Below are 6961 nucleotides of genomic sequence, written 5' to 3'. Positions count from 1 at the left end.
GGCGCGTCGTCGTCGTCCTGCGCATCGCGGACCCGGTCCAGCAGTTCCGCATCGCGGCCCAGCTCTTCAAGGGGGGCCGCGAACGGCGGCGCGCCATATACCAGCCCGTGGCGTACCGCCAGCAGCAGCCCAAGGCCGACCACGCCATAGAAAGCAGCCAAGAGGCCCAGGGCCAGATAGCGGTCTTCGGTAGGCCAGAACAGCACCGCCACCGTCACCGTGAACACCAGCACCGCCAGCGTCAGAAACAGCAACGCAGCAAAAGCCATGCCCAGCAACTTGAGCAAGCGCGCCTTTTCATCGGCGGCTTCAAGCGCCAGCAACTCCAGGCGCGTGCGCGTCAGCCCGACCAGACTGGACGCAACGCCGAAAACAGATTTTCGTAGACCCATGGCGTCAAGAACGCCGGGCGGGCAACGCGGCACATGGCCGGCGCCGCCCGCCCGGACATTCAAGCCTTATCAGCGGCGGCTGATCAGCAAGCCGAGCAGCAGGCCGGTCACGCCCGCGATGCCGATGGCCTGCCAGGGATTGTCGTGCACGTAGTCGTCCGTGGCGCGGGCGGCTTTGCGGCCGCGTTCCAGCACGGCGTCTTGCGCCTCGTACAGGGCTTCGCGCGTACGCTTGAGCGAAGTCATGGCGCGGTCGCGCAATTCGTTTGCCTTTTCGCCGGTGGTGCCCGCTGCTTCACGCAGCAGGTTTTCCGCGTCATTCAAACTGGTCTTGACACTGTCGATGAGTTTTTCTTTTGCGACTTCTTCGGATTTTCTCGTGGCCATTTTTTGAGCTCCTGTTGTGTGTCTATGACAAAACCATCATACCAGCCGCCATGCCCGCTGCATGGCATGCTTGCTACCGTCTGCTACTTGATCTGCGTAATTTCGACGGCCGACTTCACGCCGCCTTGATCGATGTCCTGCTTCATCACCAGATTCACCGACGGACAGTACCAGTCGGTGACCGTGGTGTTCATGCCGGGGATCGGGATGGTCAACCCCTGGAAGGTGGCCATGGTGGGATCGGAATTGCGCGAGTACGTGATGGGATGGCACGACTGCTGGCCCAACGCCGTTTTCACCGGGGTCTTCTGGCCCACGGTCTTTTCGCCGATACGCACCGTGGTGCTGGGCTGACCACCCACCGGCGCTTCCTTGCCGATCTTCAAGCGGAACGACGAACCCGGCAGTTTCTGGCCGGCATTGAGCTTGCCGTCGTAGGCGAACAGACCCAGCATGCGCAGGTCGAACTGGCCTTCGGAAGGCTTCGGGGCCTCGCCGGCGCTGGCGTACTTCAGGAAGGTGGCCTGGCCGCCCTTCACCGTCATCAAATAGTCCAGCTTGGATTTTCCTGGCGGCAAACCGGCGTAGCTGAAGGTTGCTATGCCCTGCACGCGCGCGCGGCAATTGTCGCCATTGCTTTTTGTAACTTCGGCGAAGGTCAGGTCCGCGCCCAGCGACAGGTTGCCCGAGCCGGTCAACTGCACCGCGCCGCCATCATGCATGAACTGCGCGTCGCATACGCCGGCCTGCGCCGAAGCGGCCGCGCCCAACGCGCCCGCCGCCAAAATCAGGGATGCCATTTTTCGCATCGTCACAAGCCACTCCAGAAATCAGAAAACGCCGTCCGCTACCCGCGACGGCTGGCTTGATACTACACCGGTTGCCGTGCCCGGCGTATGTCCACTCGTGACCGCAGCGGCGGCCGCCGGTCAACCTATGCCGCCGCCGCCGCGGCGGGCATCCGGCTGATCAGGGCCTGGATTTCCGGCACGCAGGAGCCGCAGCCGGTACCGCAACCCAGGGTGGTTTTCAGCGCCGCCATATCGCAGCCGCGTCCGATGCCCGCGATGATGGCCGCCTCGCTGACGCCGTTGCAGACGCAGACGGTGCGCGACCGCGCGGCGCCCGTCACGCGCCCGGTCAGCAAGGCGGACACGCTGCCCGGCGCCGGCGCGCCCGCTGCCCAGGACAGCAGCGCGTCCTGCGCCCGCAAATCGCCGGCCAGCAAAAAGGCGCGCAACGCGCCCTGCTCCACCGCTACCCGGCGCATCCTGCCGCGGGCAGTGTCATCGAACACCACGTCGGCACGGCTCAACCCTAGCGCATCGGCCAGCTCGGCCAGGCGCGCGCCCGCCGGCGCGACGGCGGCCGCCAGCCGGATCCGCGCGCCACCGGCGCCGATGGGCAGCACCACCGCGTAATCAAAACCGCGCAGCCAGGGTGCCAGACGCGCACGCACGGCCGCGCCGTCGCCCTGCAGCCATCCCGACGCCTGCCACGGCAAGTCGGCGGGCTCGACCGAAATGGCGCTGAACTTCAGTTCGGGCTGGCGCGACACCGGGTCCACCGCCGGACTCGTCAACGCGTTGACGCCCAGACCCGCCATGAACGCGCTACCCCAGTGCATCGGCAGAAAGGCCTGCCCGGGTTGCACACCGTCGTCTTCGCGCACCGGCAACACAACGCTGCCGCGCCGGGAACGCAGCCGCGCAAGCTGGCCTGGCGCAAGCGCGAGCCGGCGCATATCGTCGCCATGCAGGGACACCCACGGCTCTTCGACGTGCTGCGTCAATACCCGCGCGAGCGACGTGCGCGCCATCGTGTGCCAATGGTCGCGCAGCCGGCCGGTCGTCAGCCGAAGGGGAAACTCGGGCGTCACCGCATCGGCGGGCGGGTGATAGTCCACGTCGCAAAAGCGGGCGCGCCCGCTGGGCGTCGGGAAGACGCCGTCGGCGTACAGGCGCACCGCGCCCCGGCCTGCGCGGTAGGGCCACTGCTGCGGCCCGTCGCGGTCCAGAACGCCATAGTCCAATGCGCAGTAGTCCAGATCGCGCCCTGCGGTCATGCGGGCGTGTTCCGCGAACACATCGCTTTCATCGCGATAGGCGAACCGCGCGACCTTGTCCGGCGCGATGCGGGCGGCCAGCCGCTGCGCCACCGCCTGCGCCAACCGCCAATCCGGCTGGGCATCGCCAGGCGGCTCGATGGCCGCCTGCACGCGGCTGATGCGGCGTTCGGAATTCGTCACCGTGCCGGATTTCTCCGGCCACGTCGCGGCGGGCAGCACCACGTCGGCGTACGCCAACGTTTCCGTGCCCGCGAAGGCCTCTTGCACGATGACGCATTCGGCACGTGCCAGCGCCGCGCGCACCCGGGCCTGGTCTGGCAAGGACTGCGCCGGGTTGGTCGCGGCAATCCACAACACCTTGATGCGCCCTTCCAGCACCGCGTCGAACATGTCCAACGCCGGGGTTCCCGGCGCATCGGGCAGGCGGTCCACGCCCCATAGCGCGGCGACTTCGGCGCGGTCCGAGGCGCAAGCAGGGTCCCGGTGACCCGGCAGTAACGTGGCCATGCCGCCGGCCTCCCGGCCGCCCATCGCGTTGGGTTGGCCCGTCAGCGAAAACGGGCCCGCGCCCGGCTTGCCGATCTGGCCCGTTGCCAGATGCAGATGAATCAGCGCCATGTTCTTGTCGGTGCCGCGGGTCGACTGGTTCAGCCCCATCGTATAGAGCGACAGCGCTGATCGTGCGCCACCGAACCAGCGGGCCGCCTGGATGATGTCCTCGGCGGGCACGCCGCAAATGCGTTGCGCGACTTGCGGCGGGAAGGCGTCCACGCGGGCAAGCAACGCCTCGAACCCTTCGGTGTGGCGCTGGATGTAGCCGGTGTCGATCAGGCCTTCGCGCGCCATGACATGCAACATGGCGTGGAACAGGGCCACGTCGGTGCCCGGCGCGATCGGCAGGTGCAGGTCCGCGAACGCGGACGTATCCGTGCGCCGCGGGTCCACCGCGATCACCTTCATGTCTGGCCGCCGCGCGCGGGCTGCCTCCAGGCGACGGAACAAAACGGGATGCGCGTAAGCCATGTTGGAGCCGGCGATCAGCACGGTGTCCGCCAAATCCAGGTCTTCGTAGCACGCGGGCGGCGCGTCGGCGCCCAGCGTGCGCTTATAGCCCGACACCGCGCTGGACATGCACAGGCGGGAATTGGTGTCGATATTGTTGGTGCCGGCCAGGGCGCGCGCCAGCTTGTTGAAGACGGCATAGTCTTCCGTCAGCAACTGGCCCGACAAATAGAAGCCCACGGCGTCGGGGCCGTGCGAGCGGATCGCGCGGGCCAGGGCCTCGGCGGCGATATCCAGCGCCTGCCCCAGCCCGATATCCCGCAGGGGCTGGTCCCGCGCCTCGCGCCATTGCGCCGACAGCACACGCGAGCCGTCGCGACGCACCGTGTCGCCCAGCGCCAGCCCCTTGCTGCACAGCTTGCCGTGGTTGGCGGGGTGCGTCTCGTCGCCGCGGACACGCAGCACGGCGCCCTCCCGAACATGAACACGCACGCCGCAGCCCGTGCCGCAGTAACAGCACACCGACGCTACCTCGCGTCCTTCGCTGGCATCGACGATCGGCACCCGCGCAAGTGACGGCATGTCCATCGCTTATCCTCCCGCCACGCTTTCGCCCGCCATCAACCGGTCGCGCACGCTACCGATGTCCCGGCCTTCGCGGATCAGACGCATATACCAGGCGCCGTCCGCCGTGTCGCCGTACAGGCAAGCGCCCACCAGCCTGTCGCCGCGGATGACCAGCTTCTTGTAGACGCCGTCCAGCGCATCGGACAACGTGATGCTCTCGGTCTGCGCGTCTCCCGCGAAGTCCCCGGCGGAAAAGAGATCAATGCCGGTGACCTTCAATTTGGCCGACGTCACGCTGCCTTCGTAGCGGCCGATACCGTGCAGGGCCAGATGGTTGGCCGCCACCCTGGCCTGTTCGAACAAGGGCGCGACCAGGCCGTAGGCCGTGCCGCGATGGCTGACGCATTCGCCGACCGCATAGATGCGCGGATCGTAAGTCTGCAAGGTGTCGGTCACCACCACGCCCCGGTCCACATGCAGTCCGCAGCGTTCGGCCAGCTCGGTGTTGGGCCGCACGCCCGCTGCCATCACCACAAGGTCCGCCGGAATCTCCTGCCCGTCGGCAAAGCGCAGCGCACGGACCCGGCCGTCATCGTCCCCCAGAATCGCCTGCGTCTGGCGTCCCAGCAAAAAGGTCAGGCCACGCGCCTCCAGGTTGTTCCGCAACATCGCGGACGCCTCGCCGTCCAATTGGCGGTCCAGCAACGCGTGGCCCAGATGCACGACCGACACGTGCATGCCGCGCGCGGCCAGTCCATTGGCAGCCTCCAGGCCCAGCAGCCCGCCCCCGATCACCACGGCATGCCGGTAGCGCGAGGCGGCTTCGATCATGCGGTTCACGTCGGCGATATCGCGAAAGGCGACCACGCCGTCCAGACCGGTGCCCGGGATGGATGGAATGAACGGGTTCGAACCAGTCGCCAGCAGCAGGCGGTCATAAGGCGCTTCAGTGCCGTCGTCGGCCTGCACGACGCGGCGCACCCGGTCCACCCGCGTCACCTTGCGGTTGCGCAACAGCCGTATGCCGTGGCGGGCGTACCAATCTTCATCGTTCAGCACGATGTCCTGCAACGTCCGCTCGCCCGTCAGCACTGGTGACAGCAGGATCCGGTTGTAGTTGGTGTGAGGCTCGGCCCCGAACACCGTGATGTCGTATAGATCGGGCGCCAGCGCCAGCAATTCCTCCACGGTGCGGATGCCCGCCATGCCGTTGCCCACCACCACCAGCCTTTGCTTAGCGCCCATGTCAGTCCCCGTGACCCGCCTTCAGGCCGCGGCGCGGGTCGCGACGGCGGCGCCGTCGTTCTCCGCCGCCCGTTCGGAATCGGCGGCGTCCAGGACGGCATTGGCCTGCGCCGCCGCCTGCGACCGCTCGGGATTGCCGTGGCGGCGGTGCAGGAAATCCACCACGGACGCGCGGCATGCCAGATAGGTCGCGTCGTTGGCCAGCCGCACGCGGTCACGCGGGCGCGGCAGCGGCACGGGCAGGATCTCGCCGATGGTCGCGGCCGGGCCATTGGTCAGCATGACGATGCGGTCGGACAGCAACACGGCCTCGTCCACGTCATGCGTGACCATGATGGTGGTGGTGCGGGTCTTGGCCACGATCTTCAGCAGTTCATCTTGCAGGTGCGCGCGGGTCAGCGCATCCAACGCGCCGAATGGCTCGTCCATCAGCAACACGCCCGGTTCGATCGCCAGCGCCCGGGCAATGCCCACGCGCTGCTTCATGCCGCCCGAGATTTCCCGCGGAAGCTTGTTTTGCGCCGGCACCAGGCCCACCAGTTCCAGCGCTGCGCGCGTGCGCTCGGCCAGTTGCGGGCGTTTTTCCTTGCCGCCGAACACGCGTTCGACCGCCAGGTACACGTTCTGGAAGCAGGTCAGCCACGGCAGCAGCGAATGGTTCTGGAACACGACGGCCCTGTCCGGCCCCGGCCCGGTGATCTCGCGCTCGGCGCACAGCAGCACGCCGCTGGTCGGGCGCGTCAGCCCCGCGATCAGGTTCAGCAAGGTGGACTTGCCGCAGCCCGAATGGCCGATCAGCGTGATGAACTCGCCCTGGTCCACCGTCAGGTCGATATCGCGCAGCGCCACGAAAGCGCCCTTGCGGGTCGTGAACGTCTGGCCCACGCGTTCGATACGTACGAATTTCTTCATGGCGCTACTCCTCGGTGTAGGTGAATCGGCGAGCCAGCGCGACCAGCAGGGTTTCCAGCAGCAGCCCCACGATGCCGATCACGAAGATGGCGATGACGATGTGCTCCACCTTCAGGTTGTTCCACTCGTCCCACAACCAGAAGCCGATGCCAGTGCCGCCAGTCAGCATTTCCGCCGCCACGATCACCAGCCACGCGGTGCCGATGGACAAACGCACGCCGGTCAGCATGTAGGGCAGCACCGCCGGCAACAGCACCTTGGTCGTGACCTTCCATTCCGACAGATTCAGCACCCGCGCCACGTTCAGGTAGTCCTGTGGCACGCGCGACACGCCTACGGCCGTGTTGATGATCATCGGCCAGATCGAACAGATGAAAATGGCCCAGAT

The 6961-nt window shown here is 67.2% G+C and carries 6 protein-coding genes and 1 pseudogene; all 7 read right to left on the bottom strand.

Annotated elements, in window-relative coordinates:
* Positions 1-392 (bottom strand): phage holin family protein (locus ACE039_RS23070; protein WP_485823432.1); only part of this gene is annotated, 392 nt, incomplete at its 3' end.
* A 69-nt stretch (positions 393-461) separates the two neighbouring features.
* Positions 462-779, bottom strand: coding sequence for an ElaB/YgaM/YqjD family protein (locus tag ACE039_RS23065; RefSeq protein WP_006221213.1), 318 nt, complete (start codon positions 777-779; stop codon positions 462-464).
* Positions 780-862: 83 nt separating this feature from the next.
* Positions 863-1588 (bottom strand): hypothetical protein, encoded by a 726-nt coding sequence (locus ACE039_RS23060; RefSeq protein ID WP_448708840.1) that lies wholly within the window; start codon positions 1586-1588, stop codon positions 863-865.
* Between the two features lie 125 nt (positions 1589-1713).
* On the bottom strand, positions 1714-4437 hold the full coding sequence (locus ACE039_RS23055; protein WP_485823431.1) for a nitrate reductase: 2724 nt from the start codon (positions 4435-4437) through the stop codon (positions 1714-1716).
* A gap of 9 nt (positions 4438-4446) precedes the next feature.
* A pseudogene (locus ACE039_RS23050) lies at positions 4447-5661 on the bottom strand (NAD(P)/FAD-dependent oxidoreductase); the annotation flags it as partial.
* Between the two features lie 21 nt (positions 5662-5682).
* Entirely contained in the window at positions 5683-6573 is an 891-nt protein-coding gene (locus ACE039_RS23045; RefSeq protein ID WP_105558413.1) for an ABC transporter ATP-binding protein, read from the bottom strand.
* 4 nt (positions 6574-6577) lie between these two features.
* Positions 6578-6961: ABC transporter permease subunit (locus ACE039_RS23040; RefSeq protein ID WP_485823430.1), on the bottom strand; the 384-nt coding region annotated here is incomplete at its 5' end.

Source organism: Achromobacter maghribensis (assembly GCF_057334215.1).
The sequence above is the reverse complement of the archived record's forward strand: the minus strand, read 5'-3'. Positions and strand labels throughout refer to the sequence as shown.